The organism is Planococcus donghaensis MPA1U2 (assembly GCF_000189395.1).
Lineage (GTDB): Bacteria > Bacillota > Bacilli > Bacillales_A > Planococcaceae > Planococcus > Planococcus donghaensis_B.
The window spans coordinates 51,464-71,537 of the sequence record NZ_AEPB01000012.1 but is presented as its reverse complement, the minus strand read 5'-3'; the positions used below and the strand labels follow the sequence as shown (position 1 = coordinate 71,537).

Annotated in this window: 18 protein-coding genes and 1 other annotated feature (1 of these 19 only partly in view); of the genes, 4 read left to right on the top strand and 14 right to left on the bottom strand. The window is 39.9% G+C overall.

Annotated elements, in window-relative coordinates; genetic code table 11:
* Positions 1-40 (bottom strand) — a binding site (T-box leader); it reaches 149 nt to the left of the window's first position.
* Between the two features lie 104 nt (positions 41-144).
* Positions 145-3,162 carry a transglycosylase domain-containing protein gene (locus GPDM_RS03685; RefSeq protein ID WP_008429065.1) on the top strand — a complete coding sequence of 1,006 codons (3,018 nt, stop codon included), beginning with the start codon at positions 145-147 and terminating at the stop codon, positions 3,160-3,162.
* Between the two features lie 90 nt (positions 3,163-3,252).
* Here GPDM_RS03685 and acsA read toward each other — a convergent pair whose 3' ends face one another.
* Complete coding sequence (gene acsA, locus GPDM_RS03680; RefSeq protein WP_008429063.1) at positions 3,253-4,971, bottom strand: acetate--CoA ligase; 1,719 nt, start codon at positions 4,969-4,971, stop codon at positions 3,253-3,255.
* Between the two features lie 166 nt (positions 4,972-5,137).
* On the opposite strand from acsA, the gene GPDM_RS03675 reads away from it, so the two are divergent.
* Genes GPDM_RS03675 through GPDM_RS03665 form a run of 3 tightly spaced genes read left to right on the top strand, consistent with a single transcriptional unit; the run spans position 5,138 to position 7,586 of the window.
* Positions 5,138-5,770, top strand: coding sequence for a GNAT family N-acetyltransferase (locus GPDM_RS03675; RefSeq protein WP_008429062.1), 633 nt, complete (start codon positions 5,138-5,140; stop codon positions 5,768-5,770).
* A gap of 23 nt (positions 5,771-5,793) precedes the next feature.
* The gene (locus GPDM_RS03670; RefSeq protein WP_008429060.1) at positions 5,794-6,438 is read left to right on the top strand and encodes an acetoin utilization AcuB family protein; all 645 of its coding nucleotides are present in this window, start codon (positions 5,794-5,796) and stop codon (positions 6,436-6,438) included.
* On the top strand, positions 6,435-7,586 hold the full coding sequence (locus GPDM_RS03665; RefSeq protein ID WP_008429058.1) for an acetoin utilization protein AcuC: 1,152 nt from the start codon (positions 6,435-6,437) through the stop codon (positions 7,584-7,586). Before GPDM_RS03670 ends, GPDM_RS03665 begins: the two co-directional genes overlap by 4 nt.
* A gap of 98 nt (positions 7,587-7,684) precedes the next feature.
* Here the strand turns inward: GPDM_RS03665 and ccpA are convergent, their stop codons facing one another.
* The 13 genes from ccpA to GPDM_RS03600 form a co-directional block, all read right to left on the bottom strand.
* Positions 7,685-8,683 carry a catabolite control protein A gene (ccpA, locus tag GPDM_RS03660; RefSeq protein ID WP_008429056.1) on the bottom strand — a complete coding sequence of 333 codons (999 nt, stop codon included), beginning with the start codon at positions 8,681-8,683 and terminating at the stop codon, positions 7,685-7,687.
* Positions 8,684-8,783: 100 nt separating this feature from the next.
* A complete protein-coding gene (locus GPDM_RS03655; protein WP_008429054.1) occupies positions 8,784-9,869 on the bottom strand; it encodes a bifunctional 3-deoxy-7-phosphoheptulonate synthase/chorismate mutase in 1,086 nt (361 codons plus the stop codon).
* Between the two features lie 170 nt (positions 9,870-10,039).
* Positions 10,040-10,369 (bottom strand): bacillithiol system redox-active protein YtxJ, encoded by a 330-nt coding sequence (gene ytxJ, locus GPDM_RS03650; protein WP_008429053.1) that lies wholly within the window; start codon positions 10,367-10,369, stop codon positions 10,040-10,042.
* A 16-nt stretch (positions 10,370-10,385) separates the two neighbouring features.
* Positions 10,386-11,138 (bottom strand): YtxH domain-containing protein, encoded by a 753-nt coding sequence (locus tag GPDM_RS03645; protein ID WP_008429051.1) that lies wholly within the window; start codon positions 11,136-11,138, stop codon positions 10,386-10,388.
* A gap of 36 nt (positions 11,139-11,174) precedes the next feature.
* Complete coding sequence (locus GPDM_RS03640; RefSeq protein WP_008429049.1) at positions 11,175-11,666, bottom strand: DUF948 domain-containing protein; 492 nt, start codon at positions 11,664-11,666, stop codon at positions 11,175-11,177.
* Positions 11,667-11,807: 141 nt separating this feature from the next.
* Complete coding sequence (murC, locus tag GPDM_RS03635; protein ID WP_008429048.1) at positions 11,808-13,121, bottom strand: UDP-N-acetylmuramate--L-alanine ligase; 1,314 nt, start codon at positions 13,119-13,121, stop codon at positions 11,808-11,810.
* Between the two features lie 218 nt (positions 13,122-13,339).
* Positions 13,340-15,922, bottom strand: a complete 2,583-nt coding sequence (locus GPDM_RS03630) for a DNA translocase FtsK (RefSeq protein WP_008429046.1) — start codon at positions 15,920-15,922, stop codon at positions 13,340-13,342.
* A 6-nt stretch (positions 15,923-15,928) separates the two neighbouring features.
* Entirely contained in the window at positions 15,929-16,540 is a 612-nt protein-coding gene (gene ytpR, locus GPDM_RS03625; RefSeq protein WP_008429044.1) for a YtpR family tRNA-binding protein, read from the bottom strand.
* Positions 16,537-17,352 carry a DUF1444 family protein gene (locus GPDM_RS03620; protein WP_008429042.1) on the bottom strand — a complete coding sequence of 272 codons (816 nt, stop codon included), beginning with the start codon at positions 17,350-17,352 and terminating at the stop codon, positions 16,537-16,539. Before GPDM_RS03620 ends, ytpR begins: the two co-directional genes overlap by 4 nt.
* A gap of 63 nt (positions 17,353-17,415) precedes the next feature.
* The gene (locus GPDM_RS03615; RefSeq protein WP_008429040.1) at positions 17,416-17,733 is read right to left on the bottom strand and encodes a thioredoxin family protein; all 318 of its coding nucleotides are present in this window, start codon (positions 17,731-17,733) and stop codon (positions 17,416-17,418) included.
* A 12-nt stretch (positions 17,734-17,745) separates the two neighbouring features.
* Positions 17,746-18,267, bottom strand: coding sequence for a hypothetical protein (locus tag GPDM_RS03610; protein ID WP_237704128.1), 522 nt, complete (start codon positions 18,265-18,267; stop codon positions 17,746-17,748).
* Between the two features lie 53 nt (positions 18,268-18,320).
* Positions 18,321-18,839 carry a DUF84 family protein gene (locus GPDM_RS03605; RefSeq protein WP_008429036.1) on the bottom strand — a complete coding sequence of 173 codons (519 nt, stop codon included), beginning with the start codon at positions 18,837-18,839 and terminating at the stop codon, positions 18,321-18,323.
* A 42-nt stretch (positions 18,840-18,881) separates the two neighbouring features.
* A complete protein-coding gene (locus GPDM_RS03600) occupies positions 18,882-19,955 on the bottom strand; it encodes a M42 family metallopeptidase (protein WP_008429034.1) in 1,074 nt (357 codons plus the stop codon).
* Positions 19,956-20,074 lie beyond the last annotated feature (119 nt).

Sequence of the window (20,074 nt, the reverse complement as noted above, 5' to 3'; positions counted from 1 at the left end):
AAAATTGCACAATCTACTTCGGATTCTTCACTGTTTAAATATGAAATATACTAGTATTTTACTTTATTATTGCAACTTGTCAATATGCTTAGATGCAATTATAAGAATATGATATACTATAAAAGATTTTAGGAGGGCGATAATGTGCGTGATAAATTAAAGTATTGGCTAGGTAAAGCAGAAGAAACAACCGATAGATTGACTTCAACAAAATGGTTCAAGCGAATGAGCATAACAACAGGAGTGATTTGGAACTTAGCATTGATTCTGGCGATTGTTCTAGTTACAGTCGGAGTTTTTGCCGCTTCTGTTGGAGCAGGTTATTTTGCTTCACTGGTAGACGAGGAAAAACTTCGTCCTAAAGAAGAAATGCTCAAAGAAATTTATAGTTTTGAAGAAACTTCCGAAATGTATTTCGACAATGATGTCTATCTCGGAAAACTTCAAACAGATTTAGAACGAAGAGTTACTTCATTAGACAATGTATCAGATTATGCGATAGACGCTGTTCTAGCAACAGAAGATGAATATTTCCTTGAACACGAAGGAATCGTTCCAAAAGCGATTTTCCGTGGTTTGATGCAAGATGTGTCAAATGCAGACACCCAAACAGGTGGTTCTACTTTGACGCAACAATTGATAAAAAACCAAATACTAACCAATGAAGTTTCTTACGAGCGAAAAGCAAAAGAAATTCTTCTTGCGATGCGTTTAGAGAAATTTATGGATAAAGATGAAATCATGGAAGCCTATTTGAATATCATTCCGTATGGCCGAATTTCTTCAGGTGCACATATTGCCGGCATTGAAACAGCCGCTAAAGGAATATTCAATGTATCGGCTAAAGATTTAAACTTGCCACAATCGGCCTTTATCGCTGGTATTCCAAAAGCTCCTTATACGTACACCCCTTACGCTGAGGGTGGTGTTATAAAAGAAGAAGATGCATTAGCTCCAGCACTTGATCGAATGAGAACTGTTCTTTTCCGTATGAAAGAAACGGAATACATTACACAAAAAGAATACGATGAAGCAATGGCTTATGATATTGTTGCTGATTTCCGCAAAGACGAAAAACGCTCGTACTCCGAGTTCCCGTATGTCACAGTTGAAATTGAAAAACGGGCATCTCGTATTATTATGGACATATTAGCAGAGCAAGATGGTATCGATCCTGTTACATTAAAAGAAAACAACAAACTTTATGAGGAATACGCAATTTTAGCTGATCGAGCTGTTAGATCTAATGGTTATCGAATTCACTCGACGATCGACAAAGACATTTATCTAGCTCAAGAAGAAGCTCAGAAATCGTATGAATCTTTTGGTACAACTGCATTAGGAAAAGGCTATAACGAAGTTGGAGAAGTAATAGACAAAGAGTATCCTGTTCAACTTGGTAGTATTATGATTGAAAATGGCACAGGACGCATCCTCAGTTTTGTTGGTGGCCGAAACCATGAAATCGAAAAGTTAAACCATGCGACTTCAGCTTATCGCTCAATGGGTTCTACCGTAAAACCTTTATTGATATATGCTCCCGCGATTGAATTAGGTCAAATTGGTGCTGGATCCCCTCTTGTCGATGTAAAATTCGAATATATGGATGGCAAAGACATATGGAGTCCTAGCAACTTTATCGCATCAAGTGAGCAAGGAATAATGCCAGCACGAGATGCGTTAGCACAATCTCAAAACTTACCGACAATTCGCTTGTTTGCTCAAATTCAACAACAAATGCCGATTAAGTATATGATGAATGCTGGTTTTTCAAGGGTTGAAGAACAGGAAAACAATCATTTAGCTTCTGCTTTAGGCGGCGGAATTGAAGCCTCTATTGAAGAAATCACTAACGGTTATGCAATGTTTGCGAATAACGGTCAGTATGTAGAGCCTACAATGATTGATAAAATCGAAGACGCTGATGGAAACGTTATTTATGAACATAAAACAGAATCAAAAGAAATCTTTACGCCTGCTACATCTTATGTGTTAACAGATATGCTACGTGATGTCTTTAAAACGGACCGTGGTACTGCAAATCGAGCGAATAATTTGTTGAAATTCGACGCAGATTTCGCAGGTAAAACAGGTACGACTCAAAGTACTACAGACGTATGGTTAGTCGGTTACAACCCGAACGTAACAATGGGACTATGGCTTGGCTACGATACTGAAAAAATCAAGTTATCAAAATTTGAAAACCGTGATTTGCCCGCTTCATTACGTGTCAATCAAGTATGGGCTCGCTTAATGAACGCTAGTTACGATGCAAAGCCAAAACTTGTTGGAACGTCAGAAAAATTCAAGCAGCCTGATGGGGTTGTTACCAAATCGTTCTGTGGTATTTCTGGACTAGCTCCAGATGAGGCCTGCAAAAATGCGGGACTTGTTCGTTCAGATTTGTTTAACGCTAAAGCTATGTTGCCTACAGAAAAAGACGATAGTTTTACAAGCGGTTCGTATACAACAATTAATGGCAAACGTTTTGCCGTGTTGTCTAATACACCAAGCGACTTTATCTCAGGCGGTGGAATCGGTGTTTCTCAAAAATACATCGATCGCATAATGGCTCCACTTGGAGGAGATGCGAGCAAACTATTCCCAGGCAACTCGAAATTCTCTTCGATTGTTGCAAGTGCAGAGTTTAAAGCTGATGACGCTGCTCCTGGTGGTGTTCAAGCAGCTATTAACGGAAAAACCATTACATGGTCCAACTCTGGATCAAATGACGTTGTAGGTTACAGAGTTTACAAAGATGGTTCGCGTATAGCTTCAATTTCAGAAGCTCAAAGCAATTCCTATACGGCGAGTGGTCCTGGAAGCTATACAGTTGTAGCGGTCGATATTACAGGTAAACAATCAGCGGCTTCAAACAGTGTCATAATTGCCGCACCAAAACCTGAGCCGAAGCCAGAACCGAAACCTGAACCAAAACCGGAGCCTGAGCCAAAACCAGATCCTGAGCCAAAACCAGATCCTGAGCCAAAGCCAGATCCTGAACCAAAGCCAGATCCTGAACCAAAGCCAGATCCTGAGCCAAAGCCAGATCCTGAACCAAAACCGGATCCTGAGCCGAAGCCAGACCCTGAACCAAAACCGGATCCTGAAACAAAACCAGATCCTAAACCAGATAAACCGGCCGAAGGTGACGCAGCATAACAACATTAACCCGATTCGCTTTATTAGCGAATCGGGTTTTTTTAATTCAAAAAGCAGCGGACAGAAATTACTGTCCGCTGCTTTGAATGATCAATCTTCCATTGTAGACAAGTCACCTGCTGGTAAATCCAACTCCCATGCTTTTAAGACACGGCGCATAATTTTCCCGCTACGCGTTTTCGGCAGTTTGTCTTTAAACTCGATTTCACGCGGTGCTGCGTGTGCAGCTAATCCTTTTTTAACGAACTGTTGAATTTCTTGTACTAATTCTTCTGATGGTTCGTATCCATCAACTAACGCCACGAATGCTTTGATGATTTCTCCGCGAACCGGATCGGGTTTGCCGATGACACCAGCTTCAGCAACGGCTGGATGTTCAAGCAATTTACTTTCTACTTCAAACGGTCCAACGCGTTCTCCTGAAGTCATAATGACATCATCTACCCGTCCTTGGAACCAGAAATAACCTTCTTCATCCATATAAGCCGAATCTCCCGAAACATACCATTTATCCTTTAAGAAATACGAATCGTATTTCGCTGGGTTGTTCCAGATTTGACGCATCATTGATGGCCATCCTTTTTCAATTGCTAAGTTCCCCATTTGGTTTGGTGGCAATTCATTTCCTTGATCGTCGACAATAGCGACATTTAGCCCAGGCACAGGTTTCCCCATAGATCCCGGTTTAATCGTCATTGATGGGAAGTTACAGATTGTTTGAGCACCTGTTTCTGTCATCCACCACGTGTCGTGAATACGTTTATCGAATACTTGAGCACCCCATCTTACCACTTCTGGGTTTAACGGTTCACCTACCGACAACACATGTCGAAGTGTAGATAAATCATATTCTTTTACTAATGCATCCCCTGCTCCCATTAACATACGGAATGCTGTAGGGGCACTATACCAAACCGTCACACCAAAGTCTTCAATTGCTTGGTACCATCCTTCCGGTGAAAATCGTCCGCCAAGAATAACCGTAGTAACGCCGTTTAGCCAAGGAGAAAATACACCGTAAGCGGTTCCAGTTACCCACCCTGGATCAGCTGTACACCAGTAAATATCGGTTTCGTTGAAATCCAACACCCATTTTCCTGTTTGGTATTGCTGCACCATCGCATATTGGGCATGTAAGACACCTTTTGGCTTGCCAGTAGATCCAGAAGTATAATGAAGTACCAATCCATCTTCTTTATCTAACCATTCAATTTCAAATTTATCTGAGCTCACTGGTAAATGTTTCATGACATCAATATAGCCATCCTTTTCTTCGACATCATCCCCTACAAGGAAGATCGTTTCTAGGTTTGGCAAGCGATCATAAGGAACACGCTCTAATAATTCTGGTGTTGTAATAATCGATTTAGCTTCGCTGTCATCAAGACGATCGTAAATAGCACCTTCCATAAACGCTTCAAATAGCGGTCCAACAATAAGTCCCATTTTTAATGCGCCAAACATTAAGAAATACAATTCCGGAGAGCGCGGCATAAAAATAAAAATTCGATCTCCTTTTTCTAAGTTTGAATTTGCTTTTAGCAAATTCGCTGCGCGATTGGTCATGCGTTTCATTTCGTAAAATGTATATGACTCATTTCGATTTTGATCTTTATAGTAAAGAGCCACTTTGTTTTTTCGGTCAGAATCTGCATGACGGTCAATTGCTTCATGAGCCATATTTACTTTTCCACTTTCGTGCCAACTAAACTCCTTCTCGACTTCTGTCCAATCGAAGTTAGCTGCTGTTTCTTCGTAATTATGTAATTGATGTACCCCTGGTTTTGCTGGTAATGCTTCTACTTTCATTCCATTCACCCTTTCGCATTGATTACTTACATTCTACAACAATGTCACAATTGAATGCGAACTATTTTAATTGTTTAGAAAAAACAGCTAATTCTGTCGGCTTTTTTCCAAAACAATAACTGTTCATGTATAATAAACCTAATTGCATCTGACAGGCGGTGAAATGATGGAACACATGAAAACATATAACTCTATGGAATTAGAAACTGAACATGGCTCGATTATTATCGAAGGTCCGATTGCGGGAAAAGAATTAAGCGAGCTTGAGTTTCATGAAGATTTAGTAGCTTTTAGACCACCCGCTCAGCAACATAAAGCTATTATCGAAATTGCGGATTTGCCAGAAGGACGTATTCTTATCGTCCGGGCTGACAAGATGATTGTCGGCTATGTCACATTCCTATACCCCGATCCTTTAGAACGTTGGTCTGAAGGAAATATGGACAATCTAATCGAGCTTGGCGCAATTGAAATCATTCCAAAATATAGGGGTAATGGCGTTGGGAAAGCCTTACTGAAAGTTTCAATGATGGATGATGCTTTTGAAGATTTCATTGTTATTACGACTGAATATTACTGGCATTGGGATTTAAAGGGAACAGGTTTAAATGTGTGGGAATACCGAAAAGTGATGGAAAAAATGATGCAGGCCGGCGGTTTAGAATACTATGCTACCGATGACCCTGAGATTAGCTCCCATCCAGCAAATTGTTTAATGGCCAAAATTGGTAGCCGGGTCGATAATGATTCCATTCAACAATTTGACCGACTCCGGTTTATGAATCGCTATATGTATTGATTTAATTTTAAAGGGGTGCTTTTATGTTAGTTGAAGAAATTATGAAAACTGATGTGCATACATTAAACTCTGAACAAACAGTTCAAGACGTTATGGATTTGTTTAAAGACAAACGAGTTCGTCACGCTCCGGTTGTTGATGGTGGAAAAGTGGTAGGCATCGTGACCGATCGCGATTTAAAAGATGCAGTTCCTTCCAGATTTACCGTATCACCTAAAGGCGAACCCTATAAAAAGAAAGTGGCCGAAATTATGACGGCGAACCCTGTTATCGCGCACCCACTCGACTTTGTCGAAGAAGTAGCGATGATTTTCTATGAGCACAAAATTGGTTGCATCCCTGTTGTGAGCAATCAAAAACTTGTAGGCTTTTTAACAGAAACCGATCTTTTATATACTTTTATCGAATTAACGGGAGCTCATCAGCCCGGCTCACAAATCGAAGTTCGAGTCCAAGACCGATCGGGCGTCTTATACGAAGTATCGAAGATTTTTCATCAGCAAAACGTGAATGTATTAAGTGTGCTTGTATACCCCGACAGAGAAAATAAGGCGAGTAAAATTTTAGTTTTTCGTGTGCAAACGATGAATCCATTAGCCATCATCCATGAGCTGCGAAAAGAAAATTTTGATGTTTTATGGCCGAGCACGCCACAAGTGAACGAATGAAACACGCTGTATTCATCTTTTCAGAAGATCAATTGGGGTATAAATTTTCTGAAACACATCCATTTAACCAGAAAAGACTCGTTTTAACGATTGATTTATTAAAAAAAATGAACGCGCTTTCAAGTGATTCTATAGTACCTGCACGTATTGCAACCGATGAAGAGCTATTGTTAGCGCATGACCAACGCTATATCGATATTGTCAAAAAAGCTAGCCGCGGGGAAATCACACCTGAAGCTGGTGAAAGTTATGGTATCGGTACAGACGATACACCCATTTTTGAAAATATGCATGAAGCAAGTGCACGGTTAGTTGGCGGTACATTGACTGCAGTCGATTATGTTATGGAAGGCAAAGCTCAGCATGCATTAAATTTAGGCGGCGGTCTTCACCACGGCTTTAGAGGCAAAGCATCTGGTTTTTGTATATATAACGACAGTTCGGTCGCGATCAATTATTTAAAAACCAAATACAATGCTCGTGTTCTTTATATTGATACAGATGCCCATCACGGTGATGGCGTGCAATGGAGTTTTTATGATGATCCTGATGTATGTACCGTATCTATTCATGAAACAGGTCGTTACCTTTTCCCTGGAACGGGTAATATCAATGAACGTGGCAGTGGCCAAGGGTACGGAACATCCTTCAACTTTCCTATCGACGCTTTTACAGAAGACGAATCTTTTCTCGAGATCTACCGTACTTCTATGAGAGAAATCTTTGATTTTTTTAAACCTGATGTCATTTTGACCCAGAATGGTGCAGATGCCCATTATCTTGACCCTCTAACCCACTTATACGGCACGATGAACATTTACAAGGAAATACCCAAGATTGCGCACGAACTCGCTCACGAGTATTGTCAAGGGCGTTGGATAGCTGTTGGTGGCGGTGGTTACGACATATGGCGCGTTGTTCCACGGGCATGGTCGTTGATATGGATGGAAATGAACAATTTTCCCATCCCTTCAGGAAAACTACCTGCGTCTTGGATCGAAAAATGGCAGCCAGAGTCTCCTGTCAAATTAATTGAAACATGGGAAGATCCACCGAATATGTATAAAGAAATACCACGAAAAGCAGAAATAACAGATAAAAACTTACAAATGCTTAATAAAGCTTTATACATGATTCGCAATAATTAACAATGCGCACTCTTATAAAAAAAGAAGACACCTTGCTTGGATGAAAAGATCCAGGCAGCGTGTCTTCTTTTTGTAGTTATTGATTTTAAAAAGAAATATCAGTCATTTTTTGTTGATTGTCGTTCTTCGATTCGATATGGCAATATAACTTGCTTTTCTTCAATTTCTTCGTTGTTCATGTATTTTGTTAACAAGCGCATTGAAACTGCTCCAATGTCATAGAGAGGAAATGCTACAGAAGTCAACATCGGACGCGCCATGCGTGCCAACTTCGAGTTTTCATAGCTAATGACTTCGACATCCATCGGGATTTTCTTGCCTTGTTCTTCTACTGCGTGTATAACACCAAACGACATTTCGTCATTGCTGACAAAATAAGCAGTTGGCTCTTCTGGTGCTAAAGTTTGAACGGCTTCCATAGCTTCATCGTATGAATTATTACACTCAACAATAAGCTTTTCATCATAGGCGATACCGGCATCTGCCAATGCTTCTTTATAAGCTTTTAACTTGTATTCTTTGTTAATCATTGACGTTAAAGGTCCAATAATAAAGGCAATTTTCTGGTGGCCATTATCGATTAATTTTTTCACAGCTTCATAAGCTGCGCCATAATAATCAATATTTACCGAAGCAATCGCCGCCGATTCATCAATTGAACCCGCTAAAACGATCGGAGTTGGTGAACGTTCCATTTCTTTCAGAAGTTCAGCAGAAATCACATCACTCATAAAGACAATTCCGTCTACTTGTTTTCCGAGCATTGTTTCCAATAACTGAAGTTCTTTGTTTTCGTTTTGGTCCGAGTTGGACAAAATAATGTTGTAACGATACATTGTCGCGATATCTTCAATTCCACGTGCTAGTTCAGCGTACATGCTATTGGAAATATCGGGTATGATGACGCCGACCGTCGTTGTTTTTTTACTTGCCAGTCCACGAGCAACAGCATTTGGACGATAGCCCAATTCTTCTATTACTTTTAATACTTTCTTTCTGGTAGCCGGTTTAACGTTTTGATTGGCATTTACTACACGTGACACAGTAGCCATGGAAACGTTTGCTTCTCTTGCCACATCATATATCGTAACGGTCATTGTGCGCCCTCCTTTTCCAGTCTTTCTACAATCATACGATAAAAACTTAATGAATATCAACTAAAAAAAGAAAAGCCGGAGTAACTCCGACTTTTCCGATTTACATTTTCATTTCGTATTGTTTCATGAACTTCATCAATGCATCGTAGTATTCATCGAATTGACCAATATCCATTTGCTGTTGTGCATCAGATAATGCGACAGCTGGATCTGGATGAACCTCAGCCATTACGCCATCCGCGCCAATTGCGATTGCCGCTTTAGCAGCTGGAAGCAATAAGTCACGACGACCTGTTGAGTGAGTTACGTCTACAAATACCGGAAGGTGCGTTTCTTGTTTTAAGATTGGCACAGCCGAGATATCTAATGTATTACGTGTCGCTTTTTCGTATGTGCGAATTCCACGTTCACATAAAATGATGTTTTCATTTCCTGAAGCAATAATGTATTCAGCTGCATGGATAAATTCATCCACAGTTGCTGACATCCCACGTTTTAGTAAAACCGGTTTGTTAATAGAACCTACAGCTTTTAACAATTCGAAGTTCTGCATATTACGTGCGCCAACTTGTACAACGTCGACGTAATCAAGAGCAGCTTCTAAATGAGAAGGTGTCACGATTTCTGAAACAACTGCTAAGTTGTATTGATCAGCTGCTTTTTTCAGCATCTTCAAGCCTTCTAAGCCGAGTCCTTGGAAATCATAAGGCGATGTACGTGGTTTGTAAGCTCCACCACGAATCATTTTCAATCCTTTGCCGCCAATTGCTTCAGCAACTTTCATCACTTGCTCTTGAGACTCTACTGCACATGGTCCGAAGATGAATGATGGATCTCCAGCGCCAACTTGTTCGCCGTTAATATTGATAATTGTATCTTCTGCTTTTTTCTTACGTGAAACAAGTAATGCTTTACGGATATCTTCTTCCTGCATATCCAATGCTGATTTGAAAATTTCTTTAAAGATATGATCAACTGTTTTCTGATCTAATGGTCCAGCATTATTTTCTTTTAACAGATTTAACATATGGCGTTCGCGCAACGGATCGTAGCGGTTAACCCCTTGTTTTTCTTTTGCTTTTCCGATCTCTTGAATTACGGAAGCTCTCTCATTAATAAGAGACAGAATCTGCAGGTTGACTGCGTCCACTTTTTCTCTTAGCTGCTCTAACTCTAAATTACTCATTCTATAACTTCCCCTTTCGCGAATAACCTTTATCAGGTGACGCATATTAACTTGATAGGACTATTATAAGCAAACTATTCAGGAAAGTCACGGAATTTATTTTAGCGATTCAACGCGCTAAAGTGTTTAAAACATGAAAATGCCGAAGCAGCAAGGCTTCGGCATTCTTGTTAAGCGATAAATTCTTTCATAAACTTGCTTTTAATTTTGTTATGGGAAGCGTGCCAGTCCATTTTTTGACTCGCGAAATGAAATAATTGTGGTGACTCATGCTTTATCCCAGTTATTTCTTCAATCGCTTTTGAAAGCTCTCGATCTTCTTGAACAACGAGATACAAGAATAGTTGATTTGGATGCAATGAGGCATATTCGTTATATTCATTCCACGCGCCAGCGGACACTGGGCACGTACTGCTATGTTTAAACAGCCAATAATGCTGATTACTTCCTACTGCCTGCTTTAAACTGTCCATGCTGTTTACACGCATTAAATTTTCCATCTAAACCGCTCCCACATTAATTCTTTTGATCGTAGTTTTTGGTTGATCCGTCTGATGATTTATTGCTGTTGTTGTTGCTGCTGGTCGTGTTTGGACCTTTGCTTGCATTTGCTGTATTGCTGTTCGTGTTGCTGCCTGTGTTGCCAGCTGTCGACGAAGTTGAACCTGATTTTTTTTCTTCTTTGACTTCTTCAACTGCTTGTTTTAGTGCATTCGCAGTTGATGTGAATTCTTCTGAACTTTTCGTTCCAGTTTCGTTTTGTGTATTTTGTACTGTCGAAAGAATATCGATCGACTCTTCTCCTTCTGATGAAGCTGTCCCATCGTCCATTGGAGAACTACCAGCTTTCATGTTTTTCACTTTTTCAACTACTTTGTTAGATTGTTCTTTTAGTTGATGTGCAAAACCTGCACCATCTTCACTAAAGTCTGCTTGTTGAGAAGCTTTTTCTTTGAACGTTGTCGCTTGAGTTTTTAAGTCAGCTTGGAATTCCTTGCCTGTTTTAGGCGCTAAGAACAATGCTGCTGCCGCCCCGATAACACCACCGACTAAAATACCAACTAAGAAACTTGAGCCGCCAGATGACTCTTCGTAATCGTAAAGGTCATCATAACGATTAGATGCACCATAAGATTGGGGTACATAATCACTTTGTTGATAATTTTTGCCACTGTTTTGTCTGTATTGGCCAGCTTGTGTATAATAATCTTGGTTATTTTGTGAATCGTTACCATTTGACTGATTGTACTGGTCTTTGTTTTTACTCATTAATATTCCCCTCCATTTAGTTAATAGTAAAAAAACTTAGTATTGGCCATTATGAGGCAATTTTTTCTGTCCTGGTACCGGCGTTTGTGTTGCATTTGTTTGAGCTTCATAAATTTTACGCTCATTCCATTTCTCACGAATGCCCATAAAGACGTTACCCCATTGAACTACTTGAGCAATCTTTTCTTCATTTTGTTCTACTTGCACGCCAACGCGTGACGTAATGCTACGAACCGTTGAATTTAAATCAGTAACAGAGTTGCCGACACCTTTAACCGCATCTACTACTCCATTTAATTTTTCTGATTTGACTTGGATGTCTTCAGCAAGTTCATTTGTTTTATGCAATAAGTTTGTTGTTTCCAACGTTACCCCTTGCAATTGATTTTCAAGACCGGCTACGGTACCTGAAACTTCTTTTAATGTGTTTTTCAACGAATTTAATGTCATTGCCAACGCTACGCATAAAATTAAAAATCCAATAGCGGCTACGATCGCGGCAACGTAAAGTAAAATCTGCCAATCCATCTTGTTTCCTCCTTTTAAATAAATTATGTTATATCCTTTTCTACTTCTACCCTTGAGCAGTTTGGATTAAACACGGGTCTTTATTATTATTCGACAAAAACAGTTCTACTCCTGCAAAAAAAAAACAGTTTAACTCGAAAGTTAAACTGTTTCTCCTGTATTTAGTGCATTTTCGAATGCTTCTTGGAACTTTGTAACGTCTCCTGCACCCATAAACAAATAAACGGCATTGCCATGCTCTGCTAGAGAAGCCACTTCATCTAACTGTAAAATATGACTGCCTTCAATTTTTTCAGCCAAATCTTGAATCTTCAAAGTACCCGCTTTTTCCCGAGCAGATCCGAAGATGTCGCAAAGATAAACGTGATCCGCTTCAGTTAAGCAATCAGCAAATTCTTGTAAAAATGTTTGAGTTCGCGTAAATGTATGCGGTTGGAAAATAGCAATAAGTTCCCGCTCCGGATATTTTTGACGAGCCGATTGCAAAGTTGCACGAATTTCAGTCGGATGATGCGCATAGTCATCGATTAAAATCCGATCAGCAATAGCTGTTTGTGTAAATCGACGCTTTACGCCTTCGAAATCTTCAAACTGTTGTTGAATTATATCCGCTGGAATGCTTTCATAATGACAAAGCGAAATAACCGCCAATGCATTTAAAATAGCATGATCTCCAAACATTGGAAGTTTAAATGTGTGGAAAAATTCATTGCGAATAACAACATCAAATGTAGTTCCGTCTACAGACTTTACGATATTTCTAGCTTGGAAATCATTTTCTTCTCCAAAACCATAATATACAACAGGAGTTGGCGCTTGAATTTGTTGCAAGTATTCATCATCGCCACAAGCAATGATGCACTTTTTGACTTGCTGAGCCATTTCTTCAAATGCCTTAAAAACATCATCAATTCCTGTAAAATAATCCGGGTGATCAAAGTCAATATTCGTCATGATCGCGTAATCTGGGTGATATGCAAGAAAATGACGACGGTATTCACAAGCTTCAGCAACGAAAAAATGAGAATCTTCTTGACCGACACCTGTCCCGTCTCCAATTAAATACGATACGGGCTTATATCCACCCAACACGTGAGCCATCAAACCAGTTGTTGAAGTTTTACCATGCGCCCCTGTAATCGCTACAGAAACATATTGTCTCATCAAATCTCCTAAAAACTCGTGGTAACGAATAATAGTTGCACCTAATTCACGTGCTTCTACCAACTCTGGATGATCGTCACCAAATGCATTACCGGCAATGATGGTCATATCTTTTTCTATATTGTTTGCATCAAATGGCAGAATGGTGATACCTCTTTCACGCAATCGATCTTCAGTAAAAAAATGTTGCTCTATATCTGAGCCTTGTACTTGTTTACCCATGTCATGCATAATTTGTGCAAGCGGACTCATACCGGAACCTTTGATCCCAGTAAAATGTAAAACTTTCATAAATGGACCTCCTGTGGGAGTTGAAAATTAGTCTACATAAATCGCAAAGCGAGTTCTATAGCTAGTAAAGATAAACATAGTACAACATTATATCATAAATTTGTCTTTTTTTAAATGCTTCAGTTTTTATATATTTCAATACCAGTTAAAACTCAGATTGTTATAACGAATAATAGAAAACCGAAGTCGCCTGCAGTAAACTAGCAGACGACTTACGATCAACTAAACACTTTTTCAATTTCATTTTCTGTGATTAATACCGTACGAGCTTTACTGCCCTTTTGTTCAGAGATAAAGCCATGCTGTTCGATCAAATCCATCAGTCGCGCGGCACGGTTATAGCCAATGTGGAATTTACGCTGCAAGAGAGAAGTTGAAGCACTTTCTTGTTTCATGATAAAGCGGCAAGCTTCTTCAAACAAATCATCCTGTTCAGCAGGCGACTCACTCCGCTTGATCAATTCCTCTTCTTTAAAAAAGTACTCTGGCTTTCCTTGCAGCCTCACATGCTCGATAACTTTTTCAATTTCGTCATCGGTAACAAATGTTCCTTGTAAGCGACTAGGTGCTGACATGCCATTGCCTAGGTACAACATATCCCCTCTACCGAGTAATCGTTCGGCTCCTTGAGAATCGAGGATTGTTCGGCTGTCCACTTGAGATGACACTGAAAATGCAATACGCGTTGGAATATTCGACTTGATCAATCCAGTAATAACATCCACAGATGGTCGTTGCGTTGCGATAACTAAGTGAATTCCACAAGCACGGGCTTTTTGAGCAATCCGACAAATCGAATCTTCAACATCTGAAGGCGACATCATCATCAAATCGGCTAACTCATCAATCACAATTAAAATATACGGAAGATGCTGAGCATGATGTCCTTTTTCTTTAACTCGCTTATTATAGCGACTGATATCGCGCACTTCGCTATGAGCAAATAATTGATAGCGACGTTCCATTTCTTCAACTGCCCATTTCAAGGATGCAGTTGCCGCTTTAACATCTGTAATGACAGGGCTAACAAGATGCGGAATGTGATTATACGGTGCCAATTCAACCATTTTCGGATCAATCAACAATAATTTCAAATCTCTTGGAGACGACTTATACAACAAGCTGACTAACAGTGAATTGATGCATACTGATTTACCCGAACCTGTCGCTCCTGCGATCAAGCCATGCGGCATTTTGCGCAAGTCCAAGGTAACAGGTTTTCCTGTTAAATCTAAGCCGAGAGCCGCTTCAAGCGGAGAGTCCGAGTCTTCAAAAACCGCACTGCCAATAATTTCAGAAATGCGGACTGCACGACTTGTGCGGTTCGGAATTTCAATACCGATTGAGCTTTTCCCCGGAATTGGCGCTTGGATCCGAATGTCTCGAGCAGCCAATGCTAGTTTTAAATCATCGGCTAAATTTCGGATTTTGCTGACCTTAATACCTTGTGCCACTTTTAGTTCGAATTGAGTCACAGCTGGACCTTGAACCGTACTCAAGATTTCGGCTTTAACTTGGAAGTGAGATAAAGCTTCAACTAGTCGCTCGCCTTGTTCTTCCATCCACTCTTCATCTTTTCGATCGTTTTCAGGAACCATTAAGTATTCTGGCAAAGGTAATTGATAAGTTTTTGGCTCAGTCGAATCTGTTAAATCTGGTTCAGGTGCTACTTCTTCAACTAAATTTGCCGTTTTTTTTTCCGCTTCTGTCACTTGCGCTACAGGTTTTTCATAGTTTGGCGTCGTTACAGAAAGCGATTTGGTCTTATTTTTCAAAGACTCTTTATCCGATTTAAGCATTAATACATTAAATGGCACTGTTTTTTCGCGTTTTGGTGCAACTTCTGGTTTCGAGTCTACTTGTACTTCTAAAACTTGCGAATCTTCTGTTGCTTCTGTTTTAGGTTCTTCTATTTCTTCTGATGGTGGATTTGAAAACGCTTCTGTTGCGTCCTCCACATCCACATCTAACTCTGTGTGCACTTCTGGCTGTTGCTCTGTAATACCCAGCTCAATTTCTGTTTCTGGCTCTATTTCGGGTTCTACTTCAACAAGCTCTTCTTCTTTTTCATCTACTGAAACCAGTTCAATTTCTGGAGAGGTCTCGTTTAGATCGGTCGTTTCTTTTAAAGCTTCTTCTTTTAATAACAAAGCTTTTTCTTCACGTTCTCGTTCGGCTAACACAAACGACACGGTATTCGATACAACATTCGTTGCGCGCGACTCCTGTTTACCTTCTGTATTAGTCGGCTGTACCGACTCTTTTTTATAAGAAGAACGGCTATCTGGCTCAACTTGTGATCTTGGTTTGTGGAAGCCTGCTCTTGCTTTTTCTTGAATCGCTTCATCATACATTTCGCGATCTAATTTGCTTTCACGTTGCTCTTCTACCTTTTTTTGAATAGGTTCAGGGCGCGAAACGTTATAGCCATGGACCGGTGATACTGAACGACTTGGCTCAAAACGACGGGCATTTTGAATAGGCAATTCAGGTGCTTTCCGTTTTGGTTTAGCTGCTGAACGAACAGGCGCTTCTTTTGGCCCCATAATTGGCGGCTTCTCTTCTTTTCGAAGAATTTCTCGTTCTTGTTCATCGAAAATCGGCATTTTAGTACGTGGCTCTGAACGCTTTATATCATGGATAAAGTCATTTTTTTCTTCATCTGGAATAAGTGGAAAACGAAATGGTGCTTTTTCTTTTTTCTCGGTCGGGGTCTCTTCATAGACGATTTCTTCATCGATTTCTTCGACATCGTCTGTATCTGTGAACATACGATTCCATACATTTTTAATCCAGCTCATAATGCCTTACGCCTTTACTTCGAAAGCTGAGCCAGTTTCTGCATCTTCAGACAAGACAAGAATGCCTTTTTCCTCAGGTGCATTTGGCAAAGCCAACTCTTTTGCTGAACAAATCATTCCAGACGATGCCACTCCCCGAAGTTCCGCATCGCGAATAACCATTCCAGAAGGCATAACAGCCCCCACTTTTGCTACGACAACTTTCTGACCTTGCTCAACATTCGGAGCACCGCATACAATCTGCAGCTTCTCTTCGTCACTTACAACAACTTGGCAAACATTTAATTTATCTGCATTTGGGTGCTTTTCTTTTGCCTCAACAAATCCAACAACAAATTTTGGTGAAAAATCGACTTCAAGCGTAAAATCTACCCCGTTTTTAGCCAATGCATTTTGCAAAGAGGTAACAAGCTGTTCCGACACTTCAATTTGTTGGCCTTCAGCCAAGTCAGTATAACTAGAAGCGTTAAATACATTAAATCCAGCAATTGTTCCCGCTACGTCTTTGATCAACGTAATGTCCCCAAATTGTTCAGGATGAATTTTTTCTGGAGTTTCTGTTTGTAGTTGTACGAGCAACACATCGCCAATTCCTTCTTTGTTGTAAAATACATTCATTTTTTATCGTTCTCCTCGTTAGGTCTATTTTTTGCCATAATAAATATCGGCTCTAATTCGTCATTTTCATAAATGAACGATAAGGAAGTGATCGGCACTTTGCCATTCGTAAAGAAATGCATAGCCATTTGTGCGAGCACATCGTATCCCGTTTCATTTCGGATATCTCCGATTATCAATACATCTTGATGAGGTACAGATACGGTCATATCCCCCGTAATTTTTGTTTTCATTTCTTTTAAAAATGATTCGTTCAACACTCTTGAAGCGTCATATCCATCATTTTCATTTAAAAAATAAAAGACATTCCCAGCAACATGGTCTTCTTTTACAGCAGTTTTTAGCTTTTTCACTTGAAATTTCGCGATTTCTTTAATCTGTTCTTCAGTCAGACTTAATGAATTTACCACATTTTCGTCAATTAAGCGATAGGTAGTACCAGCGTCTAATGCAAAATAAATGCGTGTTTCTGCCGTATGTTCAGCCGTAATAAACTTATGGCCATCATTTGATTCTAATGGGAATGAAGTTGACCGAATAACTGGAAAAATATGCTCCGTCGATTTCATTTCACCTTTTGCTTCTCTTTCCATTGCTTCAAACGTTTCTGTAATTGTATAAACGATTTCTTGAATTGCTGAATCACCTTTTGCGTCAAATCGATTGATGACTTGCGGTAAGGAAATGCTCATGCCTTTTCCCAATTCTTTATGTTGAATATTTGCTACATCTTTCTCGCGGTCAAAACGCCATTCTAGTTGGCGGCTTGGCATGCGCTCTCTTAGTATATTAAAAAGTTCTGTAGATTTCATCGTTGTTTTGCCTCACTTTCATAAATAAACGGTTCAGCCTATTTAGGCGAACCGTTTTTATTGTTATTGTGACAAGTTCGAAATAAACGCTTCGATTTCTGCCTGTGTTTTACGATCTTTGCTTACATAACGGCCCGTTTCTTGACCATTCGAGTAGGCTAGAAAACTAGGGATACCATAGATATCCAACTCGATGCACAAATCAATAAACTGATCGCGATCTACCGATACAAACGTATAGTCTGAGAATTTTTCTTCAATTTCAGGCAAAATTGGATCGATAACACGACAATCTGGACACCAACCTGCTGTAAACATAAAAATTGTAGCTGGTTCTTTTGTTAATGTATGAAATTCCTCAGTCGATTGTAATTTTCTCATTGGGTCAATCTCCTATTCATCAAGTTCTACTGAACGAACCGTTTTCATCATCCAGTCTATATTTTTAGGAAAGTCGTTTTCTGTTGAAATGGTTGTCATTTTAACACCACCAGCTCCAACTACAAGTTCCAACTTATCTTCTGCAATTTCTGTTACGGTTACAAAACCAAAACGACCATTTTGACGAAATTTTTCATCTACCAACCATAATTGTTTTGGATTTACTTTTTGCAAATCGTAAAACAATGTGCTCGTTGCTTTTTCATTCGGATTAATAGCCAAAGAAAACGAATCGCCGCCATTGGTGATTAAACCGTTAAAGTCATCTTGCAGTTCTTCAATAACATAGCCATTAGGCACGTAGAGAGCGGTTTGGCCAATTTTTTCATTATCTGATTTCGGTTCTGCTTCAAACGCGTCACGCGCGTTCGATACTCCTTGAACAACCAGGTTTTCTGATGTAGCGCTACAGCCAGCCATTAGTCCGACTGAAAAAAGTAACAACACCATCCATCTAGCTCGAGGCACGCTCATTCCCCCTGACATTACTGCTATTTATTTTAAAGGTGTTTACAAGGACATGCAACTTAATCGCTGTGTCGTTGATACTGACCAATCAATAATTTAACGACATGTCCAAACATTTCTCCTCGGTTCACCAGACCGTTCGTTAAAATACCGATCGCGCCTTTGTGTTGGCGAATTCCACTTTCATTAGCATATTCGTCCATAATCGGTCCGAGCTCTGTGCCTTTTCGCAGATCGTCTGCAATTTCTTCGGGCAGTGGTATTTGAGCACCGGCAGCGGTAAATACATGTCCATCCTGAGTGGCGAGTGCACCCCAGTTGCATAAGAACAATATCCCTTCCATTTCATACACGCCGCCTTCTAATCCAATCGCAAAATCATATTCTCCCAATGCGTTTTTTGCTCGATTGACAGCACCTTGACGGGTTTCTAGTTGTGAAAAAGGCTGAGCCGATACTTCTGAATCCGCATCAATCGCTGATAAGTCAACTGTCCATTCCATATTTTTAAGCACATTTGATACGGCATTGATTTTTGCAGGGTTTTTAGATGCTATTGCTGCACGAATTTTTTTCATTGTCGTTATTCCTTTCAAAAAAAAGAGCCCGTGGGCACTTTTTTACACATTTTGTTTCATGGTTTCTAGAGTTGTGCGGTCTGTTGCTTTCACTAACTTTGTCAGCAATTCTTTCGCTGCTGCATAATCATCTGTATGAATGATAGATGCTGAAGTATGGATATAGCGAGAACAAATTCCAATTACGGAACTCGGGATCCCTTCATTGGTTGTATGTACGCGACCTGCATCTGTTCCACCTTGTGAAACGAAATATTGATAAGGAATATGATGTGTTTCAGCTGTATCAAGTATAAATTCACGCATGCCTCGGTGAGTGACCATGCTCTTATCTAATATGCGCAATAAAGTTCCTTTACCAAGCTGTCCGAATTCGTTTTTATCACCCGTTGCATCGTTAGCTGGACTTGCATCTAATGCAAAAAATAAATCTGGTTGAATCATCGTTGCCGCAGTTTGTGCACCGCGTAACCCGACTTCTTCCATTACGGTTGCTCCAGAAAACAATTGGTTTGGCAATTTTTCATCTTTCAGCTCTTTTAAAAGTTCAATTGCTAAACCACAACCGTAACGATTATCCCAAGCTTTTGCCATAATTTTTTTATCATTCGCCATTGGTGTAAACGGACTAAAAGGTACAATTTGCTGACCTGGGCGAATGCCAAGCGCTACTGCATCTTCTTTGCTGTCTGCTCCGATATCGATAAGCATATTTTTTATTTCCATTGGTTTACTTCGTAATTCCTCACTTAGCAAATGTGGAGGAATAGAACCAATAACACCTGGAATCGTTTTTTCGTTAGTAATAATGTCTACACGTGTTGCCAACATCACTTGGTTCCACCAGCCGCCTAAAGGCTGAAAACGCAACATACCATTATCCGTAATTTGTGTAACCATAAACCCAACTTCATCCATATGACCTGCTACCATGATACGCGGTCCATCTTCTTGACCATCTTTGACACCAAAAACGCTTCCCAAATTGTCTTGGATTAATCGATCTGAATACTTTTCTAGTTCTTGACGCATAAATTTACGAACCGCATGCTCATTTCCTGGAGCTCCCGGTAGTTCTGTCAAAGTTTTAAACATTTCACGTGTTTCAGAATTCATATCAACGTTCCCCCTAAGTAAGTTACCTTTATTAAGTTTAGAGCTTTATTCAGATAATTTCCAGTTTTGTACCCTTTTTTTAAAGTACACTAACTTTTAAGCTATCATTTCGCCCTTCA

Coding starts and splice junctions, on each gene's coding strand:
- acsA (WP_008429063.1), bottom strand. CDS start 4,971: ATGAAAGTAGAAGCATTACCAGCAAAACCAGGGGTACATCAATTACAT.
- GPDM_RS03675 (WP_008429062.1), top strand. CDS start 5,138: ATGGAACACATGAAAACATATAACTCTATGGAATTAGAAACTGAACAT.
- GPDM_RS03670 (WP_008429060.1), top strand. CDS start 5,794: ATGTTAGTTGAAGAAATTATGAAAACTGATGTGCATACATTAAACTCT.
- GPDM_RS03665 (WP_008429058.1), top strand. CDS start 6,435: ATGAAACACGCTGTATTCATCTTTTCAGAAGATCAATTGGGGTATAAA.
- ccpA (WP_008429056.1), bottom strand. CDS start 8,683: ATGACCGTTACGATATATGATGTGGCAAGAGAAGCAAACGTTTCCATG.
- GPDM_RS03655 (WP_008429054.1), bottom strand. CDS start 9,869: ATGAGTAATTTAGAGTTAGAGCAGCTAAGAGAAAAAGTGGACGCAGTC.
- ytxJ (WP_008429053.1), bottom strand. CDS start 10,369: ATGGAAAATTTAATGCGTGTAAACAGCATGGACAGTTTAAAGCAGGCA.
- GPDM_RS03645 (WP_008429051.1), bottom strand. CDS start 11,138: ATGAGTAAAAACAAAGACCAGTACAATCAGTCAAATGGTAACGATTCA.
- GPDM_RS03640 (WP_008429049.1), bottom strand. CDS start 11,666: ATGGATTGGCAGATTTTACTTTACGTTGCCGCGATCGTAGCCGCTATT.
- murC (WP_008429048.1), bottom strand. CDS start 13,121: ATGAAAGTTTTACATTTTACTGGGATCAAAGGTTCCGGTATGAGTCCG.
- GPDM_RS03630 (WP_008429046.1), bottom strand. CDS start 15,922: ATGAGCTGGATTAAAAATGTATGGAATCGTATGTTCACAGATACAGAC.
- ytpR (WP_008429044.1), bottom strand. CDS start 16,540: ATGAATGTATTTTACAACAAAGAAGGAATTGGCGATGTGTTGCTCGTA.
- GPDM_RS03620 (WP_008429042.1), bottom strand. CDS start 17,352: ATGAAATCTACAGAACTTTTTAATATACTAAGAGAGCGCATGCCAAGC.
- GPDM_RS03615 (WP_008429040.1), bottom strand. CDS start 17,733: ATGAGAAAATTACAATCGACTGAGGAATTTCATACATTAACAAAAGAA.
- GPDM_RS03610 (WP_237704128.1), bottom strand. CDS start 18,267: ATGAGCGTGCCTCGAGCTAGATGGATGGTGTTGTTACTTTTTTCAGTC.
- GPDM_RS03605 (WP_008429036.1), bottom strand. CDS start 18,839: ATGAAAAAAATTCGTGCAGCAATAGCATCTAAAAACCCTGCAAAAATC.
- GPDM_RS03600 (WP_008429034.1), bottom strand. CDS start 19,955: ATGAATTCTGAAACACGTGAAATGTTTAAAACTTTGACAGAACTACCG.